At 66.7% G+C, this 20,436-nt stretch carries 18 protein-coding genes; 8 read left to right on the forward strand and 10 right to left on the reverse strand.

The features are described 5' to 3' along the window. Nucleotides 1-3 precede the first annotated feature (3 nt). From JF515_RS18945 to JF515_RS18970, 6 genes are all read right to left on the reverse strand, one after another. Nucleotides 4-624, reverse strand: coding sequence for a TetR/AcrR family transcriptional regulator (locus tag JF515_RS18945; protein WP_203105998.1), 621 nt, complete (start codon nucleotides 622-624; stop codon nucleotides 4-6). Between the two features lie 5 nt (nucleotides 625-629). Further along, nucleotides 630-2,021, reverse strand: a complete 1,392-nt coding sequence (locus tag JF515_RS18950; RefSeq protein WP_238401180.1) for an efflux transporter outer membrane subunit — start codon at nucleotides 2,019-2,021, stop codon at nucleotides 630-632. Continuing rightward, complete coding sequence (locus tag JF515_RS18955) at nucleotides 2,014-5,199, reverse strand: efflux RND transporter permease subunit (RefSeq protein ID WP_203106000.1); 3,186 nt, start codon at nucleotides 5,197-5,199, stop codon at nucleotides 2,014-2,016. The genes JF515_RS18950 and JF515_RS18955 overlap by 8 nt, the downstream gene beginning before the upstream one ends. Nucleotides 5,200-5,235: 36 nt before the next feature. Beyond that, a complete protein-coding gene (locus JF515_RS18960; RefSeq protein WP_203106001.1) occupies nucleotides 5,236-6,414 on the reverse strand; it encodes an efflux RND transporter periplasmic adaptor subunit in 1,179 nt (392 codons plus the stop codon). Between the two features lie 50 nt (nucleotides 6,415-6,464). Continuing rightward, the gene (locus tag JF515_RS18965; protein WP_203106002.1) at nucleotides 6,465-9,626 is read right to left on the reverse strand and encodes an efflux RND transporter permease subunit; all 3,162 of its coding nucleotides are present in this window, start codon (nucleotides 9,624-9,626) and stop codon (nucleotides 6,465-6,467) included. Nucleotides 9,627-9,689: 63 nt separating this feature from the next. Continuing rightward, complete coding sequence (locus JF515_RS18970) at nucleotides 9,690-10,871, reverse strand: efflux RND transporter periplasmic adaptor subunit (protein ID WP_203106134.1); 1,182 nt, start codon at nucleotides 10,869-10,871, stop codon at nucleotides 9,690-9,692. Nucleotides 10,872-11,183: 312 nt separating this feature from the next. On the opposite strand from JF515_RS18970, the gene JF515_RS18975 reads away from it, so the two are divergent. Beyond that, nucleotides 11,184-12,173 carry an AraC family transcriptional regulator gene (locus tag JF515_RS18975; protein WP_338015254.1) on the forward strand — a complete coding sequence of 330 codons (990 nt, stop codon included), beginning with the start codon at nucleotides 11,184-11,186 and terminating at the stop codon, nucleotides 12,171-12,173. A 50-nt stretch (nucleotides 12,174-12,223) separates the two neighbouring features. Here JF515_RS18975 and crcB read toward each other — a convergent pair whose 3' ends face one another. Continuing rightward, on the reverse strand, nucleotides 12,224-12,616 hold the full coding sequence (gene crcB, locus JF515_RS18980) for a fluoride efflux transporter CrcB (RefSeq protein ID WP_203106004.1): 393 nt from the start codon (nucleotides 12,614-12,616) through the stop codon (nucleotides 12,224-12,226). Nucleotides 12,617-12,865: 249 nt separating this feature from the next. Between crcB and JF515_RS18985 the strand changes: the two genes are divergently transcribed. From JF515_RS18985 to JF515_RS19000, 4 genes are all read left to right on the forward strand, one after another. After that, nucleotides 12,866-13,873, forward strand: coding sequence for an isocitrate dehydrogenase (locus JF515_RS18985; RefSeq protein WP_203106005.1), 1,008 nt, complete (start codon nucleotides 12,866-12,868; stop codon nucleotides 13,871-13,873). 180 nt (nucleotides 13,874-14,053) lie between these two features. After that, nucleotides 14,054-14,317 (forward strand): DUF883 family protein, encoded by a 264-nt coding sequence (locus JF515_RS18990; protein ID WP_194296867.1) that lies wholly within the window; start codon nucleotides 14,054-14,056, stop codon nucleotides 14,315-14,317. Between the two features lie 4 nt (nucleotides 14,318-14,321). Beyond that, nucleotides 14,322-14,795 (forward strand): hypothetical protein, encoded by a 474-nt coding sequence (locus JF515_RS18995; RefSeq protein ID WP_203106006.1) that lies wholly within the window; start codon nucleotides 14,322-14,324, stop codon nucleotides 14,793-14,795. A 77-nt stretch (nucleotides 14,796-14,872) separates the two neighbouring features. Then, on the forward strand, nucleotides 14,873-15,793 hold the full coding sequence (locus tag JF515_RS19000; RefSeq protein ID WP_203106007.1) for a cation diffusion facilitator family transporter: 921 nt from the start codon (nucleotides 14,873-14,875) through the stop codon (nucleotides 15,791-15,793). Nucleotides 15,794-15,801: 8 nt separating this feature from the next. Here the strand turns inward: JF515_RS19000 and JF515_RS19005 are convergent, their stop codons facing one another. After that, the gene (locus JF515_RS19005; protein WP_203106008.1) at nucleotides 15,802-16,791 is read right to left on the reverse strand and encodes an aldo/keto reductase; all 990 of its coding nucleotides are present in this window, start codon (nucleotides 16,789-16,791) and stop codon (nucleotides 15,802-15,804) included. A 112-nt stretch (nucleotides 16,792-16,903) separates the two neighbouring features. On the opposite strand from JF515_RS19005, the gene JF515_RS19010 reads away from it, so the two are divergent. The 3 genes from JF515_RS19010 (at nucleotide 16,904) to JF515_RS19020 (ending at nucleotide 18,965) form a co-directional block, all read left to right on the forward strand. Next, nucleotides 16,904-17,812 (forward strand): LysR family transcriptional regulator, encoded by a 909-nt coding sequence (locus JF515_RS19010; protein ID WP_203106009.1) that lies wholly within the window; start codon nucleotides 16,904-16,906, stop codon nucleotides 17,810-17,812. A 77-nt stretch (nucleotides 17,813-17,889) separates the two neighbouring features. Next, the gene (locus JF515_RS19015; RefSeq protein ID WP_203106010.1) at nucleotides 17,890-18,624 is read left to right on the forward strand and encodes a glutathione S-transferase; all 735 of its coding nucleotides are present in this window, start codon (nucleotides 17,890-17,892) and stop codon (nucleotides 18,622-18,624) included. Nucleotides 18,625-18,635: 11 nt separating this feature from the next. Further along, nucleotides 18,636-18,965 carry a hypothetical protein gene (locus JF515_RS19020; protein WP_338015255.1) on the forward strand — a complete coding sequence of 110 codons (330 nt, stop codon included), beginning with the start codon at nucleotides 18,636-18,638 and terminating at the stop codon, nucleotides 18,963-18,965. A 150-nt stretch (nucleotides 18,966-19,115) separates the two neighbouring features. Here the strand turns inward: JF515_RS19020 and JF515_RS19025 are convergent, their stop codons facing one another. Further along, nucleotides 19,116-20,099 carry a porin gene (locus JF515_RS19025; protein WP_203106012.1) on the reverse strand — a complete coding sequence of 328 codons (984 nt, stop codon included), beginning with the start codon at nucleotides 20,097-20,099 and terminating at the stop codon, nucleotides 19,116-19,118. 144 nt (nucleotides 20,100-20,243) lie between these two features. Further along, on the reverse strand, nucleotides 20,244-20,435 hold the full coding sequence (locus tag JF515_RS19030) for a tautomerase family protein (RefSeq protein ID WP_203106013.1): 192 nt from the start codon (nucleotides 20,433-20,435) through the stop codon (nucleotides 20,244-20,246). Nucleotide 20,436 lies beyond the last annotated feature (1 nt).

The following is a 20,436-nucleotide window of genomic DNA, read 5'->3' on the forward strand; positions in this document are numbered from 1 at the left end:
TCGTCAGAGGGGGCGAACCGGCGGTTCGCGCAGGCCGGCCAGCAGCAGATCGCAGAAGCGGTCGGCGAGAAGGTCCGGGTCGCCGGGCCGCCCTGCCCCGGACCAGGCCTGATGATGCATGCCCATGACCGCCGTCACCGTGACTCCGTCCGCGTTACGAAACACGCCGTCGGCGTGGCCGGCGGCCAGTATACGGGCCCAGATGCGTTCGTACTCCTGGTAAAAGCCCGCCACCCGGTGGCGGTGGTCGCCGGTGAAAACGTGACGCTCGTGCACGCACACCCGAAGCTCGGACGGGCGCTCGGCGATGCCGCCGACCACCGCCCGCGAGAAACGGCGCAGGCGGGTTTCCGAGTCCCGCTCTTCCTCCAGCAACCGCTCGCCGAACATCACCAGTTGCCCCAGGCAGCGCTGCACAATGGCCACCAGCAGCGCCTCCTTGCTGGCGAAGTAGTGGTACAGGGAGCTGCGGCCCAGGCCGGTGGCCTGCTCCAGGTCGCTCATGCCGGTGGCATGGAAGCCCTGGCGGGCGAACAGGTCCGTGGCCGCGTGCAGCAGCCGCGCCCGGTTGTCCCGATTGTCGTTCACGGCGCCCCGGCAAAAGCCCAGGCTGGAAGGTTCCATGGCCATCATTCTCCCACCGGCGGCCCGGCCAGGGTGCGGTAAATGTTGACCATGGCCAGGGTTTCCGAGGTGCGGCTTTCGATCAGGTTATCGCGGGTGTCGATCAGCTCCTGCTCGGCGGCGAGCACTTCGAAGTAGCCGATGTAGCCCTGCTCATAGCGGTCCCGGGCCAGGCGCGCGGCGCGGGCGGCGGAGTCCGTGGCGTCCGCCAGCCGCTCGGTGCGCACCTGGGCGCGCTGGTAACGGGACAGCTGGGTTTCGGTTTCCGCCAGAGCCTCCAGCACGGTTTGCCGGTAGTCGGCCAGGGCCGCGCGGCTGGCCGCGTCGGCGGCGTCGATGCGGCTGCGCACGCCACCGAAATCCAGGAAGGTCCAGTCCACGCCCAGGGCCACGGCGCGGGATTCCGCCGGGCCGCTGAACAGATCCGAGGAGTCCGCCGCCACGGAGCCCATCAGCGCGTCCAGGCTGAAGCTGGGGAACAGGTCCGCGGTGGCCACGCCGATGCGCGCGCTGGCGGCGGCCAGGCGCCGTTCCGCGGCGCGGATGTCCGGACGCCGGCGCAGGGCGTCGCCGGGGCTGCCCACCGGGATCGCCGGCAGACTTTCCGGCAGCGGCGCCGGCGCCGACAGGCGGCTGACCAGCGCCGCCGGTTGCCGACCAGCGAGCACGGCGATGCGATACAGGCGCTCGCGCACGCCGGCCTCCAGGCTGGGCAGGGTGGCGCGGATGGCGTCCAGCCGGGCGCGCGCCCGCTGGCGGTCGAACTCGGTGGCGCGGCCCGCGTCCAGGCGGGCCTCGACGATCGCCAGGGACTCGCGCTGGTTGGCCACGCTGCGGCGCGCCTGATCCAGTTGCTGCTGCAGCCCGCGCAGCTCGAAATAGCTGCTGGCCAGGCGCCCCACCAGGGCCACCTGGAGCGCGTTGAGGTCGGCGCCGGCGGCTTCCAGCTCCGCCTGGCGCGCCTGGCGGGCGCGGCGCAGGCGGCCGAACAGATCCAGCTCCCAGCGGGCGGCGGCGCCCACCTGGTAGCGGGTGACCCTTTCCTGGTCCGGGTCGGTGCGCTCCACCTCGGCCAGGTATTGCTCGCCGGCGGAGCCGCTGGCGCTCAGGGTCGGGTACTGGTCGGCGCGGGCGCCGCGCAGCAGCGCCTCGGCCTGATCCAGCCGCGCCAGGGCCGCTTGCAGATCCTGGTTGGCGGCCAGGGTCTCGCCGATCAGCTCGGCCAGCATCGGGTCCTGGAAACCGCCCCAGAAGCGCCGCGCCTGGTCGTCGAAGGACGAGTCGTCGCGGGCCTCGGTGAAGCGGTCCGGGGCGTCCGGTTCCGGGGCCTGGTAGTCCGGCCCCACGGCGCAGGCACTGATCAGCAGCGCCGCGCCGAGGAGGGGAAGATTACGCATGGGTTTCTCCCGGCGAGCCATGGGCTTCGCCTTCCATTGTTGAGGGATGGTCGTATTTCAGCGGCCCGCCCAGCTTGCGCAGGGCCACGTAGAACACCGGCGTCAGGAACAGGCCGAACAGGGTGACGCCGAGCATGCCGGCGAACACCGCCACGCCCAGGGCCTGGCGGACTTCGGCGCCGGCGCCGGTGCGCAGCACCAGCGGAATTACCGCGGCGGTGAAGCAGATCGAGGTCATGACGATGGGGCGCAGCCGCAGGCGGCAGGCTTCCAGCGCCGCCTCCACCACGGTGCGGCCCTGGAATTCCAGCTCCCGGGCGAATTCCACGATCAGAATGGCGTTCTTCGACGCCAGGCCGATCAGCACCACCAGGCCCACCTGCACGAAGATGTTGATGTCGCCGCCCACCAGCCACACGCCCAGCAAGGCGGAGAGCACGCACATGGGCACGATCAGGATCACCGCCAGGGGCAGGGTCCAGCTTTCGTAGAGGGCCGCCAGCACCAGGAACACCAGCAGCACCGCCAGCGGGAACACCACCAGGCCGGCGTGGCCCTGGGTGGCTTCCTGGTAACTCAGGTCGGTCCATTCGAACTCGATGCCCGGCGGCAGCACCTGGTCGCCGATGCCGGCGAGCCGGTCCATGGCCTGGCTGGAGGACAGCACCCGGGGGTCGGTTTCGCCGGCCAGGTCCGCCGCCGGGAAGCCGTTGTAGCGCATCACCGGGTCCGGCCCGAAGCTTTGCTTGATATCCACCATGGAACCGATCGGCACCATCTCGCCCTGGTCGTTGCGGGTGCGCAGACGGGCGATGTCCTCGACGCTGTCCCGGTAGGGACCGTCCGCCTGCACGATCACCTGCCAGGTGCGGCCGAAGCGGTTGAAGTCGTTGACGTAGGTGGAGCCCAGGTAAGTCTGCAGGGTCATGAACAGATCGGTGACCGCCACCCCCTGGGCCTTGGCCTTGAGCCGGTCCACGTCGGCGTCCAGCTGCGGCACGTTGGCCTGGTAGCTGGTGATCGGGTAACTCATGCCCGGCGTTTGCGCCACCGTGCCCTGCATGGCGGCGACCGCTTCCTGCAAGGCGCCATAACCGAGATCGGCGCGGTCCTCGATGTACATCTGGTAGCCGGAGCCGTTGCCCAGGCCGAGGATCGGCGGCGGCATGATCGAGAACGTCATGCCGCCCTTGAGCCCGGCGATCTTGCGGTTGATCTCCGCGTTGATCTCCTCGGCGGTGCGGCTCCGTTCGTCGAAGGGCGCCAGGGGCAAAAACGCCATGCCGGTGTTGGTGGTGTTGGTGAACTGCAGCACGTTCAGCCCCGGGAAGGAGATGGCGTGGTCCACGCCCTCGGTGTCCAGGGCGATGTCGGTGACCTGGCGCAGCAGTTCATCGGTGCGCTCCAGGGAGGCGCCTTCCGGCAGCTTCACCCCGGCGATCAGGTACATCTTGTCCTGCACCGGCACGAAGCCCGGCGGCACCAGCTTGAACATGGAGCCGGTGGCGACCAGCAGCACCAGATAGACCACGAACACCGCGCCGCGCCGGCTCAGGCTGCGCGACACCGCGCCCTGATACTTCTCCGAGCTTCTATTGAAGAAGCGGTTGAAGGGCCGGAACAGCCAGCCGAACAAGCGGTCGATCAGCCGCGAGAGCCGGTCCGGCGACGCGCCGTGGGGCTTGAGCAGCATGGACGCCAGGGCCGGCGACAGGGTCAGGGAATTGATGGTGGAGATCACCGTGGAGATGGCGATGGTCACCGCGAACTGCCGGTAGAACTGACCGGTGACGCCGGACAGGAACGCCATCGGCACGAACACCGCGCACAGCACCAGGCCGATGGCGACGATGGGGCCGGACACTTCCTTCATGGCCTGGTGGGCCGCTTGGCGGGGCGCCAGGCCATCCTCGATGTTCCGTTCCACGTTCTCCACCACCACGATGGCGTCGTCCACCACGATGCCGATGGCCAGCACCAGGCCGAACAGGGTCAGGGTGTTGATGGAGTAACCGAGCAGATAAAGCACCGCGAAGGTGCCCACCACGGACACCGGCACCGCCAGCAGCGGAATGATGGAGGCGCGCCAGGTCTGCAAAAACAGGGTCACCACCAACACCACCAGCAGGATCGCCTCCAGCAGGGTGTGGATCACCGAATCGATGGAATCACTGACGAATACCGTGGTGTCGTAGTCGGTGCGATAGGCCACGCCCTCGGGAAATTGCGCCGACAGTTCCTCCATGGTGGCCAGCACCTTCTCGCGGATCTCCAGGGCGTTGGCCCCCGGCGACTGGAAAATGCCGATGCCCACCGCGTCCTGGCCGTCCACCTGGGAGCGCAGGCTGTAATCGTCGGCGCCCAGCTCCAGCCGGGCCACGTCGCCGAGGCGCACCAGTTCGCCATCCGCGCCGGTTTTCAGAACCACATTGCTGAATTCGTCCTCGGTGACCAAACGCCCCTTGGCGTTGATCAGGGTAAGGAAATCGCTGTTTTCCACCGGTTCCGCGCCGAGCTGGCCGGCGGACACCTGCACGTTCTGCTCGCGGATGGCGTTGACCACGTCACCGGCGGTGAGGCCGTGGGCGGCGATCTTGTCCGGGTTGAGCCAGGCACGCATGGCGTAGTCGCCACCGCCCATCACCTGGGCTTCGCCCACGCCCTGCACCCGGGCCAGCCGGTCGCGCACATGCAGCCGCGCGTAGTTGCGCAGGTAGAGGGTGTCGTAGCTCTGGTCCGGGGAGGTGAGGTGCACCACCATCAGAAAGGTGGGCGACTGCTTCTGGGTGGTCACGCCCTGGCGGCGCACCGCTTCCGGCAGCCGCGCCAGCGCCTGGCTGACCCGGTTCTGCACCCGCACCGTGGCGTCCTCCGCGTCCACGTCCGGGTGGAAAGTGATGGTCATCTGCAGCACGCCGTCGGAGCCGGCCACGGACTTGAAGTACATCATGCCCTCGACGCCGTTGATCTCCTCTTCCAGCGGCACCGCCACGGTCTCGGCGATCTCCTTGGGGTTGGCGCCCGGGTAGACGGCGCGCACCACCACCGACGGCGGCACCACCTCCGGGTATTCACTGATCGGCAGGTTGGGGATCGAGATCGCCCCCACCGCGAAAATAATGATGGACAGCACCGCGGCGAAGATCGGCCGGTCCACGAAAAACCGCGAAAAATTCATGGCAACAAGACTCCTGGGCTTTGCACGCCGCGTTGATCAGGGCTGGCCGGCGAGATCGCCGCCCGCCGGTTCATCCAGGGACACCGTGTTCGGTTGCACCGGCATGCCGGGCATGAACACCTTCTGGGTGCCGTTGACGATCACGCGGTCGCCGGGCTCCAGGCCCTCGCGCACCACCACCAGGTCGTCCAGTTCGCGGCCGGTTTTCACCGCGCGCCGGGCCGCCGTGTTGTCCTCGCCCACCACGTAGACGTAGCGCCGGTCCTGATCGGTGAGCACCGCCTTACGGCTGATCAGGATCGCCTGCTCCAGACGCGCCACCGGCATTTCCACCCGGGCGAACTGGCCCGGTTTAAAAATGCCATTCGGGTTGGGCAGCACCGCCCGGTAGCGCAGGGTGCCGGTGTCCGGGTTCATCTGGTTGTCCACGAAGTCCAGCCGGCCCGCGTGCGGGAAGCCGCTCTCGCCGCTCATTCCCACCGCCACCGACGGCGCCTTTCCCTCGTTCATCAGCCGCTGGGCATTGAGCGCATCGCTCTCGTTGCTGTCGAAATAGACGTGCAGCGGGTCCACCGAGACCACCGTGGTCAGCAGCGTCTGGTCGGCGCTGGCCAGGTTGCCCTTGGTCACCAGGGCGCGGCCGGCGCGGCCGGTCACCGGCGCCGTGACGCGGGTGTAGCTCAGGTCCAGTTCGGCGCTGATCAGCGACGCCTTGGCTTCCGCCACCCGGGCCCGGGCACCGAGCCGCGCCGCCTCGCGGCGGTCGAATTCCTCCCGGGAGATGGCCCGGCTGTCGAGCAGCTTTCGCGCCCGGTCCGCCTCCAGCCCGGCCAGGCGGGCATCGCTGCGGGCCTGTTCGAGGGCGGCGCGGGCGGCGTCCACCCGGGCCTGGTAGGGGCGCGCATCAATGCGGAACAGCAGGTCGCCGGCTTCCACCCGCTCCCCTTCCTCGAACGCCACCTCTTCGATGTAGCCGCTCACCCGCGATCGCAGTTGCACGGTTTCCGGGGCGGACAGCCGGCCGGTGAACACTTCCTTGAGCGTGGCCGGCCGTACCAGCACCTCGGCCACGTCCACTTCCGGCGCCGGCGGGCCGCCGCCTTCCGCCTGCTCACGGGCATCGCAACCGGCCAGCAACAGGGCGGACGCCAACAGCGCCAACAGCCCCCAGTACAAACCCATGCCCGCCACGGGCCCCTCGTTGACGCTTTCCATCGTGTTTCGCTCCGCATGCTTGGTATTCAGGAGCAAAGAAAACTACTTCCTCAACTTAAGTTCAGGTCAAGGCTTTTCCTATCGGCCTTCTTCAAGGGACCGGCCAGCTTGCGCAGCCCCACGTAGAACACCGGCGTCAGGAACAGACCGAACAGAGTGACGCCCAGCATGCCGGCGAACACCGCGATACCCAGGGCCTGGCGCACCTCGGAGCCGGCGCCGCTGCCCAGCACCAGCGGCACCACGGCGGCGGTGAAGGTGATCGACGTCATGATGATTGGGCGCAATCGCAGGCGGCAGGCTTCCAACGCCGCTTCCACCACGGTACGGCCCTGGAATTCCAGCTCCCGGGCGAACTCCACGATCAGGATGGCGTTCTTGCAGGCCAGACCGATCAGCACCACCAGCCCCACCTGCACGAAGATGTTGGTGTCGCCCCCCATGAGCCATACGCCGGTCAATGCCGACAACAGACACATCGGCACGATCAGGATCACCGCCAGGGGCAGCGTCCAGCTTTCGTACAGAGCCGCCAACACCAGGAACACCAGCAGCACCGCCAGGGGGAACACCACCAGAGCAGCGTTGCCCTGGGTGGCCTGCTGGTAGCTCAAGTCGGTCCACTCGAATTCCACGCCCTCCGGCAGGGTGCGTTCGCCGAGGGCGGTGAGCACGTCCATGGCCTGGGTGGAAGACAGAATCCGCGGGTCCGCCTCGCCGGCCAGGTCCGCCGCCGGGTAACCGTTGTAGCGCAGCACCGGGTCGGGGCCGAAGCTCTGGTGAATGTCCACCATGGAGCCAATCGGCACCATCTCGCCCTGGTCATTGCGGGTACGCAGCCGGGCGATGTCCGCCACGCTGTCCCGATAGGAGGCATCCGCCTGGGCGATCACCTGCCAGGTGCGGCCGAAGCGGTTGAAGTCGTTGACGTAGGTGGAGCCCAGGTAAGTCTGCAGGGTCATGAACAGATCGGTGACCGCCACCCCCTGGGCCTTGGCCTTGAGGCGATCCACCTCGGCATCGAGCTGCGGCACATTGGCCTGGTAACTGGTGATCGGGTAGGTCATGCCCGGGGTTTGCATCACCGCCCCCTGGAAGGCGGTGACCGCTTCCTGCAGAGGGCCGTAGCCGAGCCCGTCCCGGTCCTCGATGAACAATTGATAACCGGAACCGTTGCCCAGCCCCTGGATCGCCGGCGGCATGAAGGAAAAGGCGATGCCTTCCTTGAGCGCACCGATGCGCCCGGCGATTTCCGCGTTGATGTCCGCGGCGCTGCGGTCCCGGTCCTCGAACGGTTCCAGGGGCAGGAACGCCAGGCCGGTGTTGGAAGTGTTGGTGAACTGCAAGGCGTTCAGGCCCGGGAAGGAAATGGCATGGGCCACGCCCTCGGTGTCCATGGCGATGTCCACCACCTCCTTGAGCAGGGCGTCGGTGCGTTCCAGGGAGGCCCCTTCCGGCAGTTTCACCCCGGCGATCAGGTACATCTTATCCTGGATCGGAATAAAGCCCGGCGGCACCAGCTTGAACAGGGAACCGGTGGCGCCCAGCAGCACCAGGTAGATCACGAACACGGCGCCGCGCCGGCGCAGGCTGCGCGACACCGCGCCCTGATACTTCTCCGAGCTTTTGTTGAAGAAGCGGTTGAAGGGCCGGAACAGCCAGCCAAACATCCCGTCGATCAGACGGGTGAGCCGGTCCGGGGCGGCATCATGGGGCTTGAGCAGCATGGCGGCCAGGGCCGGCGACAAGGTCAGGGAATTGATGGTGGAAATCACCGTGGAGATGGCGATGGTCACCGCGAACTGCCGGTAGAACTGGCCGGTGACGCCACTGAGAAACGCCATCGGAATGAACACCGCGCACAGCACCAGACCAATGGCGACGATCGGCCCGGACACCTCGCGCATGGCCTGGTGGGCGGCGGCCAGGGGCGTCAGGCCTTCCTCGATGTTCCGCTCCACGTTTTCCACCACCACGATGGCATCGTCCACCACGATGCCGATGGCCAGCACCAGACCGAACAGGGTCAGGGTGTTGATGGAATAACCGAGCAGATAAAGCACCGCGAAGGTGCCCACCACGGACACCGGCACCGCCAGCAACGGGATGATCGACGCCCGCCAGGTCTGCAGGAACAGGGTCACCACCAGTACCACCAGCAAGATCGCTTCCAGCAGGGTCTGAATCACCGAATGGATGGAGTCGCGCACGAACAGGGTGGTGTCGTAGACGCTGCGATATTCCACGCCCTCCGGGAAGCGGGTGGCGAGCTCGTCCATGGTGGCGATCACCTGGTCGCGGATTTCCAGGGCGTTGGCACCGGGGGCCTGGAAGATGCCCATGGCCACCGCGTCCTGGCCGTCCAGCCGGGCGCGCAGGGTGTAATCACCGGCGCCCAGCTCCAACCGGGCTACGTCGCGCAGCCGCAGGATCTGACCGTCGTCGCCGGCGCGCAGCACGATGTCGCCGAATTCTTCCTCGCTCTCCAGACGTCCCTTGGCGTTGATCAGGGTGAGGAAATCACTGCCGGGCATGGGCTCGGCGCCGATCTGGCCGGCGGAGACCTGCACGTTCTGCTCGCGCATGGCGGCGATCACATCGCCGGCGGTGAGGCCCCGGGCGGCGATCTTGTCCGGGTCCAGCCAGGCACGCATGGCGTAGTCGCCGCCGCCGAACAGTTGCGCCTCGCCGACGCCGGGGATGCGCGCCAACTGGTCACGTACATGCAGCCGCGCATAGTTGCGCAGGTAGAGGGTGTCGTAGCGACCGTCCGGGGAGGTCAGGTGCACCACCATCAGGAAGGTGGGCGACTGCTTCTGGGTGGTTACGCCCTGGCGGCGCACCGCTTCCGGCAGCCGCGCCAGGGCCTGGCTAACCCGGTTCTGCACCCGCACCGTGGCGTCCTCGGCATTGGTGCCGGGGCGGAAGGTGATGGTCATTTGCAACACGCCGTCGGAGCCGGCCACGGACTTGAAGTACATCATGTCCTCGACGCCGTTGATGGCTTCTTCCAGGGGCGTCGCCACGGTCTCGGCGATTTCCTTGGGGTTGGCACCCGGGTAGACGGTGCGCACCAACACCGAAGGCGGCGCCACTTCCGGGTACTCACTGATCGGCAGGTTGGGGATCGAGATCGCCCCCACCGCGAAAATAATGATGGACAGCACCGCGGCGAAAATCGGGCGGTCCACGAAGAAACGGGAGAAATTCATGACAAAGGGCTCCTGAACGGCGGCCCGGAAGGCCGCCGCGGTTCGTCGTTCCCAGTTAAAAAGTCAGGGCCGGGCGGCCACCTCGCCGGCAGGCGCCTCGCGCATGGATACCAGATGGGGCGCCACCGGCATGCCGGCGCCGAACACCTTCTGGGTACCGTTGACGATCACACGGTCACCGGATTTCAAGCCATCGCGGACCACCACCAGGTCGTCTACCTGACGGCCGGTGTTCACTGCCCGGCGGGCCACGGTATTGTCCTCACCCACCACGTAGACGAAACGCCGATCCTGGTCGGCGAGCACCGCCTTGCGGCTGATCAGTACCGCTTGATCAAGCCGGGTAACCGGCATTTCCACCCGCGCGAACTGGCCCGGCTTAAAAACGCCATCCGGATTGGGCAGTAGCGCCCGGTAGCGCAGGGTGCCGGTGTCCGCGTTGAGGCGGTTGTCCACGAAGTCCAGCCGCCCCTGGTGCGGGAAACCCGGCTCGCCGGTCAGACCGATGCGAACCGGCGGCGCCTTTCCCGCCTGTTGCAGACGCTGGGCATCCAGGGCGTCAGCCTCATTGCTGTCGAAATAGACATGCAGCGGGTCCACCGACACCAGGGTGGCAAGTAAGGTCTGGTCGGCGCTGGCCAGGTTACCCTTGGTGACCCGGGCACGACCGATGCGACCATCCACCGGCGCGGTGACGCGGGTGTAGGTCAGATCCAGTTCGGCGCTGGCCAGGGCCGCCTCGGCCTCATCCACCAGGGCACGAGCGTTGAGCAACGCCGCCTGACGCTGGTCGTGTTCTTCCCGGGAAATGGCGCGACTGCCGAGCAGCTTGCGGGCCCGCTCCGCCTCGCCACTGGCCAGGCGCGCCTGACTGCGAGCCTGGGCCAGGGAAGCCCGGGCGGCCCGCGCCCGTGCCTCATAGGGACGCGGATCAATGCGGAACAGCAGATCACCGGCCTCCACCAGTTCACCTTCCTCGAAGGCCACCTCGTCGATATAACCGCTCACGCGGGGGCGCAGTTGCACCGTTTCCGGCGCCTCCAGCCGACCAGTGAAGGTTTCCCACAGAGTCACCGGCTCCACCAATACCGGTGCCACATCCACTTCCGGGGGCGGCGGCGCGGCGCCGGCCTCCGCCTCGCCACGGGCGTCGCAACCGACCAGGAACAGGGCCGCCATCAACACCGCGATCAACCCCCAGTACAGGCTCGCGCCGGCCAAGGGACCCTCGTTGACGCTTTCCATCATGTGTCGCTCCGTTTTTTAAAAACGCTTCGGGTAGGGCGGAACAATCTAGGGGGAAAGAGGAAGGGAACGTTATCCGATTCCTGCGCGGGTATTGCCTGATTCTGTTTGAAAACCACCGCCCCGATCCGGTGCGGTGGCGACAAAACGGGCCGGATCGGGGCATAATCCTTGCCGGATTGCCCGTTTCTGCCGGGTGCTTGCCCGATCCTGCAGGGATTGGCGTTTTGTCATCCAGGCCCCGGAATGCGGGCGTATACTCGCCGCTCATCGACGAAACAGCGGCTTGCCCGCGAACCGGAGGGCGGATTCGTGATTGCCAACCAAACCATCCTCGAACCACTGGACGACGAACTGAGCCACTTGGCGAAAACTCTGGCGCGCCAGATCCAAAAATGGACGCCGGATGAAGGCCTCAACGATACCGCGATCCCCGGCCTGGAGCTGGTGCGCGCCAACACCACCACCAGTTGCATGGGCTCCTCGGTGTACGACCCGTCGTTCTGCCTGATCGCCCAGGGCGCCAAGACGGTGTGGCTGGGGGATCGGGAAATCGCCTATGGGCCTCTCAGTTGCCTGGTGTCCTCGGTGCACCTGCCGGTGCTCGGCAAGGTCACCGACGCCACCCCGGAAAATCCCTATCTGGGGGTGAAGGTGAACGTGGACCCGCAGGAGGTCACCGACCTGATGCTGGAGTTGGGCGAGGAACTGCTGGAACCGGGGGACCCCGAGGACCCGGAAAACGCCTGCAGCTGCGGCCTGGGCCGGGCCCAGGCGGAGAAGGACATGGTGGAGGCGGTGCTGCGCCTCGTGGCGCTGCTGGACAACCCCCGGGACGCGCGCATTCTGGCGCCCCTGGCCCGCCGCGAGATCATCTACCGGGCCCTGATCGGCGAGATCGGCCCGCGCATGCGCAAGTTCGCCGTGGCGGACACCCAGGCGCACCGCATCGCCCGGGTGATTTCAGTGCTCAAGGACCGCTTCACCGAGCCGTTGCGCATCCGTGATCTGGCGGACCTGGCGAACATGAGCGAGTCGTCCCTGTTCCATAGTTTCAAGCAGGTCACGCGCATGTCGCCGCTGCAGTTCCAGAAAAAGCTGCGCCTGCACGAGGCACGCCGGCTGATGCTCGCCGAGGGCCTGGAGGCGGCCACCGCCAGCTTCCGGGTGGGTTACGAGAGCCCGTCCCATTTCAGCCGCGAATACAGTCGCCTGTTCGGCAACCCGCCCCGGGCGGACGTGGTCAAGCTGCGCGGCGAGCAGCCGATGACCAGCCGGGAGCCGGTATCGGCGCGGGCCTAGTCGCCGGCGCCGCCGCTCAGCGAGCCAACCCTCTCAGCGAGCCAACCTCCTCAGCGAGCCAACCAATGGCGCGCCAGCGCCACCATCCCCAGGCCCAGGCCGGTCATGCACAGCGAACCGACCACATGGGCGGCGATGCCGCCCAGGGCCAACCCCCAGCGCCCGGCCTGGAGGTTGATGAACATCTCCGCGGAAAACGACGAGAAAGTGGTGAGCGCGCCCAGAAAGCCGGTCACCACCAGTAGCCGCCACTCCGGCGTCAGCGATGGCAGCCCGGCGAAAACGCCCAGCGCCAGCCCGATCAGCCAGCCGCCCAGCAAGTTGGCGGCGAGGGTGCCCAACGGTACCGCCGGAAACAGCGCGTTCAACCACAGGCTGAGCAGCCAGCGCAGATTGGCACCCAGCGCCGCGCCCACGGCAATGGCGACCACCGATAACCACATGGTCCGTCCCCTGATTACGAAAAACCCGATCTATCATGACGCCCGGGCCATCCCAAGGAAACCTCGAAACGGCTCATGGCATGGACTTTGAATGCCAAAGGCCCCGACGAAAAGCCACGGTTCTGGTAGACTAGCGTCCCACTGGCGATCCCAGATTCGGGCTCCGGCCCGCCCTCGCTGCGAAAGTCGTATCGACGGGGTGAACCGGCCCAACCATTATCCCACCCGATAATCATAGGAGTTAGATCCATGGCGGAAACACGCGTAACAGTCATTCCCGGCGACGGAATTGGTCCGGATATCATCGATGCCACCCTGCGCCTGCTGGACGCCCTGGATTGTGACTTCGTCTATGACCGGGCCATTGCCGGGCAGACCGCCCTGGATCAGGGCATGGATCTGGTGCCCCAGGAAACCCTGGACATGATCGAGAAGAACCCGGTGGCCCTGAAAGGCCCGATCACCACCCCGGTGGGCAAGGGCTTCCGCTCGGTCAACGTGACCCTGCGCAAGCACTTCGATCTGTTCGCCAACCTGCGCCCGGCACTGTCCATCCCCGGGGTACGCTCGCGCTACGACAATGTGGACATCCTCACCATCCGCGAGAACATCGAGGGCATCTATTCCGGTGAAGGCCAGATGGTCACCGACGACGGCGAACGGGCCGAACTGCGCAGCGTGATCACCCGCAAGGAATCCAAGCGCCTGATCCGCTTCGCCTACGAAGCCGCCCGGCGCCTGGGCCGCCGCAAGGTCACCGTGGTGCACAAGGCCAACATCATGAAGTCCACCTCCGGCCTGTTCCTGAGCGTGGCGCGTAGCATCGCCGAGGAATACCCGGACATCGAGCACGAGGAAATGATCGTCGACAACTGCGCCATGCAGCTGGCCATGAACCCGCACCGCTTCGACGTGATCGTCACCACCAACCTGTTCGGCGACATCCTCTCGGATCTGTGCGCCGGCCTGACCGGTGGCCTGGGCCTGGCACCGGGCGCCAACGTGGGCGAGCATCGCGGCATCTTCGAGGCGGTGCACGGCAGCGCCCCGGACATCGCCGGCAAGGGCATCGCCAACCCCACCGCCCTGATGCTGGGCGCCGGCATGATGCTCGAATACCTGGAGATGAACGAAAAGGCCGAGCGCCTGCGCAGCGCCATCCGCCATGTGGTCGGCGAAGGCAAGGTGGTGACCCCGGACCTGGGTGGCAACGCCTCCACCGACGAATTCACCGACGAATTGATCCGCCACCTCTGAGGCTGGCTTTATCAATCTTTTGCAAAGCCGCCCGGCCATGCCGCGCGGCGGGGCTGGGGCGCGCTTTGTTGATGCCGGTTCATCTTTATTGACCCGGATCTATAGGCAAGCCCCGCCCCGGTTGACTATCCTTTGTTGTTCAAGGATTCGCATCCTTTATTACCGACAGGAGGTGGTTACATGAGTCAGGAAACCGAAGCCCTCAAAAAGGACATCGATCAACTCCGCCGTGATCTGGGCACCCTGGCCGACGCGGTCAAGAAGTCCACTCAGCAACGGGCCCAGGCCGGCGTGGAAAGCGCCCGCGCCCAGTTCGACGATGTGCGCAAGCAGGCCGAGTTGCAGACCGAGCAGGTCGGCGCCCAGATCAAGGAACGCCCGTTCACCAGCGTGCTCGCCGCCTTCGGCGTGGGCATTCTGCTCGGCAAGCTGATCAGCCGCTGACGCCATGAACCTGCGCCGGCCGCTGTCGTCCCTGTTCAGCCTCAACGCCCTGGTCTGGCTGGCCATGCTCACCGGCCTGGCGGCGCTGCTGTGCTTCGCCACCGCCGGCTGGCTGGCGCTCGCCCCCCGGGTGGGCGCCCCCTTGGCGAGCCTGTTCACCGGGCTTGGCCTGCTGGTGGTGGCGGTGCTGCTGGGGCTGGGTGTGCGGCGGCTGGCCGTGGGCCGGGCACAAGCGGAACCGCCGGCGCCGCCGCCGGTGGAGGCACGCCTGGAAGACAGCCTGCGGCCGCTGATCGGCGACCCGGCGCTGCGCTGGACCCGGGAACACACCACCGTGGTGGCCCTGGGCGCGCTGGCCGCCGGCGTGCTGATCGCCGCCAGCCCGGGCACCCGCCGCTTTCTCACCCGGACCGCCGGCCCGGTGCTGACCCGCAAGGCCATCGACGCCTACCGCGACTTTTCCGGCGACGATCACTGAACCGCTCCCCGAAGCGCCGCTTCGGGTAGACTGGGCGGTCGGTATGTTCAGTGACGTGGAAAAGGAACGGCAAGGCGATGAAAACCGAACGAGGGGTGTTGCTCCTGTCGGCGCTCATGTCCGTGGTGGTGGGCAGCGCGGCAGTGACGGCCGCCAGTATCACGCAGTCCAAGGCCATTCTTCTGGATGGCCTGTTCAATCTGGTCTATTTTCTGGTGGCCCTGGTCACGGTGCGCATCAGCGCCCTGACCACCCAGCCCGATGACCGCAAGTTCCCCTTCGGCTACGGCTATTTCGAATCCCTGGTGAACGCCGGCAAGGGCCTGCTGATTCTCGGCGTGGCCCTCTTCGCCCTGGTCGACGCCCTGATCGCCCTGGCCAGCGGCGGCCGGGAAATCCTCGCCGGCCCGGCCATCGTCTATGCGGTGTTCGCCACCCTGGCCTGCTCATTCACCGCCTGGACCCTGCGCCGCAGTCTGGGGCACCTGGATACGCCGCTGGTGCGCGCGGATTACGAGAACTGGCTGATCAACGCGCTGATCTCCAGCTCGGTGCTGCTCACCTTCTGCTTCCTGCCGGTGGCGCGCTGGCTGGGCTGGTACCAGATCCTGCCGTACGTGGACTCGGTGCTGGTGATCGCGGTGGTGCTGTTCTGTCTGGGCATGCCGATCCGCATGGCCCGCGGCGCCCTGCGTGAGCTGCTCAACCGGGCGCCGCCCCGCAACCTGCGCCGCCCGGTACGCGCCGCCATCGACGCCGCCCTGGCGGGTCTGCCGGTGCGCCAGGTGGAGGTGCGCATGGTGCGCCCCGGTCGCCAGCTCTACGTGATCATCCATGTGGTGCTGCCGCCGGATTACCGGGTCCACGGCCTGGCCGAACTGGACGCGCTGCGCGAACGGCTTGAGCGAGCGGTATCGGCGGTCTACCCGCAGCAGGTCACCGACACCCTGTTCACCGCCGACCCGAGATGGGCGGAGCCCTGCACCCCGGAGCGGTAGAAGCGGCTTCAATGACCCACGCTGGCCATGCCCTCGGCGCTGTAGCGTTCGCCGGCGGCGGCGTGGGGCGGGAAGATCGCGTCCAGCCGCGCCACTTCCTCCGCGCTCAAGACCACATCCAGGGCACCCAGGTTGTCGTTCAGATAGTTGCGCCGCTTGGTACCGAACAGGGGCACCACATCCTCGCCCCGGGCGAGCACCCAGGCCAGGGCCAGTTGCGAGGCGCTGACGCCTTTTTCCTCCGCCAGGTCGTGCACCTGATCCACCAGCTCCAGGTTGCGCTGGAAGTTGTCGCCCTGGAAGCGGGGGTTATGGCGGCGGTAATCGTCGGCGTCGAAATCCTCCGGGGAACGGATCGCGCCGCTGAGAAATCCCCGGCCAAGGGGGCTGTAGGCCACGAAGCCGATCCCCAGTTCGCGACAGGTGGCCAGGTGCCCTTCCTCCGCGTCCCGGGTCCACAGGGAATACTCCATCTGCAGGGCGGCAATGGGGTGCACCGCCTGGGCCCGGCGCAGGGTGTCCGGGGCCGCCTCGCTGAGCCCCAGGTAACGGACCTTGCCCTCGCGCACCAGGTCGGCCATGGCGCCCACCGTGTCCTCGATGGGTACCGCCGGATCGATGCGGTGCTGGTAGTACAGATCGATGTGGTCCACGCCCAGGCGGCGCAGACTGCCTTCCACCGCCCGTCGCACGTACTCCGGGCGGCCATCCACGCCCCGGGCGTGGGGGTCCGAGGGATCCAGCACCACGCCGAACTTGGTGGCCAGGAAGACCCGGTCGCGGCGATCGGCGATGGCCCGGCCCACCAGCTCCTCGTTGGTGTGCGGGCCGTACATATCGGCGGTGTCGATCAGATTGACGCCGGCGTCCAGGGCGGCGTGCAGGGTGGCGATGGACTCCCGGTCGTCGCGGTGGCCATAAAAGGCGCTCATGCCCATGCAGCCCAGGCCCAGGGCGGAAACCAGAGGGCCATCCTGTCCCAGTTGACGTTGTTGCATCTCGGTTCTCCGTTCGCCGTGAAAGAAGGGAACAGTCTCGCCGTTCGTATTCCCCCGATAAACCGGTGATGATCGGTTACTCTATTCATGAATCTGAACAATCGAGCCCGCCATGGACCGTTTTAAAGCCATGCTGGTATTCACCCGGGTGGTGGAAGCCGGCAGTTTCACCCGCGCCGCCGACACCCTGGAGATGCCCCGCGCCACGGTCACCACGGCGGTGCAACAATTGGAGGCCCACCTGGGTACCCGGCTGCTGCACCGCACGACCCGGCGAGTGTCTCCAACCCTGGACGGTGGCGCCTATTATGAGCGCTGCCTGCACGTGCTGGAGGCCCTGACCGATGCCGAGGCACCGCTCACCGAACAGCAGCGCCCTAGCGGCCGGGTGCGGGTGAACCTGCCCGGCCACCCGGCGCGGCGGCTGATCATCCCGTCCCTGCCCGCCTTCCAGGAACGTTACCCGGACATCGAACTGGAGATCGGTATCAGCGACCGCCCGGTGGACCTGATCGAGGAACGGGTGGACTGCGCCCTGCGGGTAGGCCCGCTGCCTGACTCCGGGCTGGTGGCGCGCCGCGTCGGCGAAGTGGAGGAAGTGAACTGCGCCTCGCCGGCCTACCTGGAACGCCACGGCGTGCCGCGCGTGCCGGAAGATCTGGCCCACCACCGGGTGGTGCGCTATCACGCCGCCCGCACCGGCCGGCCACTGCGCTGGGAATATTGCGACGTGGAAGGCCGGGCCCATTACCTGGACCCGCCCGGCTCGATCACCGTGGACAACACCGAAGCCTATGTAGCTGCCGCCCTGGCCGGCCTGGGGCTGGTGCAGATTCCGCTGCACGGCTGCCACGGCTACCTGGCCGGCGGCGAGCTGGTGGAAGTGATGCCCGAGTACCGGCCCCACCCCTCGCTGGTGTCCGTGGTTTACCCCCACAATCGCCATCTCTCCGCCAAGGTGAAGGTGTTCGTTGACTGGCTCATCGAGCTGCTGCGCACCCAGCCCGGCGTGCACGCCTGAGCGCCGTCGAACTGGACGCGCCCCCTCCGGGTACCCTAGGGTTTTGAACGTCGACAGGAACGAGCAGGGAGACCGTCATGCGCTACGAACTGTTCTACTGGCCGGGCATTCAGGGGCGCGGCGAATACATCCGGCTGGCCCTTGAGGACGTTGGCGCCGACTACCTGGACGTGGGCCGCGGCGCCCCGGACCAGGAGCTGGGCGTACCGGCCCTGGACACCTACCTGAGCGGCGACGCCACCCCGCGCCCGCCGTTCGCGCCGCCGTTTCTCAAGGCCGGCGACCTGGTACTTTCTCACACCGCCAATATTCTGCGGTTCCTGGCCCCGCGCCTGGATCTGGTCCCGGAGGAGGAGAATCAGCGCGACTGGGCCCACGGGCTGCAGCTGACGCTGATGGATTTCGTCGCCGAGATCCATGATACCCACCATCCGCTGTCGTCGGCGCTGTACTACGAGGAACAGCGCGACGAAGCGCTAAGGCGCGCCGCCCTGTTCCGGGAACACCGGCTGCCGCGCTTCCTGGAATATTTCGAGCAGGTGCTGGAGCAGAACCCGGTCGGCGACGACGTGCTGGTGGGCGACCGGCACGGCTACGTGGATCTGTCCCTGTTCCAGACCATCAGCGGCCTGCGCTACGCGCTGCCCAGGGCCATGCGCCAGGCGGAGGACGACCTGCCCAGGATCGGCGCTCTGGTGGAGCGGGTGGCGGCGCGGCCACGGCTGCGCGACTATCTGGACTCGAACCGCCGCCTGCCGTTCAATGAAAACGGCATCTTCCGCCATTACCCGGAACTGGACGGCGAACTTTAAGGAGAGCCTTGATGGCCCATATCGACTGGGACGACCCGGGCGCGCAAAGCGTCACCGCCTATTACCGGAACGACCCCAACATCGACCCGGAGCCCCACGCCGGCAGCGTGCTGTCGGCCCGCTATCGGGGCCGGGTGGTGCGCGTCACCGTGGATGCCTACGACCGCAAGGCGGGCATCAGCCATGGCAAGGTAGCGGCGATCATGGACACGGAAAGCGGCAAACGCCTGGACCAGCACGCCGGCCTGTCGGTGGGCGACCCGGTGGCGCTGCCCGACGACAAGCGCGCGTTCGAGCCTTCGGTGAAGGACGACGACGAAGACGCACCAGACAACCGTTAGCGGGCCAGGGCAAAAAAGCATCGTGGCGGCACGATCCAGGGCGGGAAGGCCCGGGAAGGAGAGAACAGCCAACCGTCCGCCACGATGAAGGAAAGACGAGGCCGCGGGAGTGGCGGCCTCGCTGGCACCTTGCGTGGAGAGCCCCGCGGCTCAGAACTTCAGGTTCACGCCCACCGCGTAGTTGGAGGGGGTTTCGTCATACTGGCCGGTTTCCAGGAAGAGGTAGGCCTGGGAGCCGAAGTGACGACGCACCTGAGCGATCACGGCCTTGTTGTCCAGGTCGTCCTGCTCGTGGTCCTTATCGGCGTACGTGAGCGCCGTGGACCAGTTATCATTGAATTGATAGCGGCCGCCCACCGCGTAGGTGGTGAAATCATTGACGCTACCATCGGGCACGTCATTCTGCTCCACGATGGCGGACAGACTCAGGTCCTTCCAGCTATAGCCGATGTTGGCGGCGTTACGTTCCTCGTCCTCTCCGCTGGCGGACTGATCGTCGGAGATGAATACCTGACCGATGCCGAACTTAAAACCACCATTGCTGTACAGCGCCCGATAGCTCGTGGCGTCGATGTCGCGATCGTTGTACTTGTTGAAGGTAAAGGAGCCAACAATCAACTTCCAGCCGGCGAAGGTCGGCGTGGCATAAGCAAGCAGGTTGTTGGTGATATCACCCTGAGTGAACATCTTGTTGATGCCAGTGCGCGCGTGCAGCTCGTTATATTCAAAGTCCGTGGCCGCCCCATACAGGTCGGCGTATTGGCCACTCGACGAACGGGGAGCGATCACGAAGGCACCGTACCGGGTGGGCATCACTATCTTGGCGTCACGAATGTAGATGGTGTCATCATCGCCGCCGCGGGTGTAAACCAGAGGATCGATGTTGTTGACCGGCCCGGTGAAATCAGCCCGGAACGTATAAGCGATCTTCAACCCCTGAGCCTGATACAGCCCCTTGAAACCGGCGGTCAGGTCAAACGCCCAGGCATCCAGATCGCGGCCTTCCACCTTGAGCCCGCCCATGCCCATCTCACCATAAAAACGGGGCATGCCATTGCCGGTCTCGGCGAACGCACCGGAACAGGAAAGCAGTGCGGAACACAGCAGGGTTGTTTTCAATGTTGTTTTTTTCATGGTTCTCACCTTTTGAGTTATCGGTTTGGTTTTCTCCGGGCAAAGGGCGCCCGTGGAAGGCATGCCTTCCGTTTTGGAATTCGCGGTTAGCCGCTCGGCGCCGGGACGGCCGTCCCCGTTTCGGTGGGCCCGGCGCGGCTCAGATCATCGCCCCAGGGCTTCGGCGGTCTCGCCGGCGATTCCCCAGTGCGATTTCGGTACCTCCTGCAACACCACGCGCACCGCTTCGCGGCGCGCGTCAATGCTGGAACAGATAGCGTCCGTGACTTCCTTGATCAGGCGTTCCTTGGCCGCTTTGTCACGGCCCTCCATGATTTGGATGGTGGCGATGGGCATG

It is taken from the genome of Alloalcanivorax marinus (assembly GCF_016785095.1).
GTDB classification, from domain to species: domain Bacteria; phylum Pseudomonadota; class Gammaproteobacteria; order Pseudomonadales; family Alcanivoracaceae; genus Alloalcanivorax; species Alloalcanivorax marinus_A.